Origin of the sequence: Buttiauxella gaviniae ATCC 51604 (assembly GCF_001654835.1) — a bacterium.
GTDB classification, from domain to species: Bacteria; Pseudomonadota; Gammaproteobacteria; order Enterobacterales; family Enterobacteriaceae; genus Buttiauxella; species Buttiauxella gaviniae.
Map to the genome: position 1 here is coordinate 1 of NZ_LXEP01000091.1, position 836 is coordinate 836.

At 50.0% G+C, this 836-nt stretch carries 1 protein-coding gene; it reads left to right on the top strand.

The features are described 5' to 3' along the window. On the top strand, window positions 1-646 hold a 646-nt coding region (locus tag M977_RS23840), incomplete at its 5' end, for a bacteriophage antitermination protein Q (RefSeq protein WP_064519660.1). Window positions 647-836: the final 190 nt, after the last annotated feature.

Below are 836 nucleotides of genomic sequence, written 5' to 3' on the forward strand. Positions count from 1 at the left end.
GGCCACTGCTGATTTAAGCGGGGCAACGAAAGGGCAGCTGGTGGCGTTCGCCGAGAATGCCCAGTTCGATACCGGCCGATATAAGCGCAAGCGTCGACGCATACTCGATGAGGCAACGGGCAAAATGATTACTCTTCCAGGCGACCCGGTGCCAGGCCAACAATCGAGAGCGAAAGGCTCATCCATCGCACTGGTTCAGCCAGTTGAGTTCCGTACCGCATCATGGCGCCGAGCTTTGGCTACGCTTGATAAGCACGAACATGCCTGGCTGTCATGGTGCTATGCCGGGGATTTGTCATTCGCACACCAGGTAGCGATAACTGAATGGGCATGGGCTGAATTTAAAGCGGCGCTGGGAAGCAAGAAGGTAGCGGGCAAAACAGTGAAGCGATTGCAGGCTCTCGTATGGCTGGCTGCGCAGGATGTCAGGAATGAATTGAAAGGTGGAGAAGGCTATCAGCATGCTGACCTCGCAGCGTTAGTTCAAATAAGTAAATCCACCTGGTCAGAAACCTACGCAGACCATTGGCGGGCAATGAAAGCTTTGTATGGTCGACTGGATAGCGGCGCTCTTTGTGCAGCGGCGAGAACACGATCACAACAAAAGTCGACTAATTTATGTGTAAGTCTTGCAAAACCGAACTGAATGGGCGATATTTAAGCCTAATTTGATATTGTGCCATCAGTGCATTTGGTGGCAATATCTGATTAATGAACCCGCCGAGTGCGGGTTTTTTGCTATCAGAGGGAGTGAAAGCATCCATGTGGTATTTTCAATGAGTAAAATTGCATATCATTTATTCTTGAACCTTGGCCGCTTAGAAAATATCATGCGT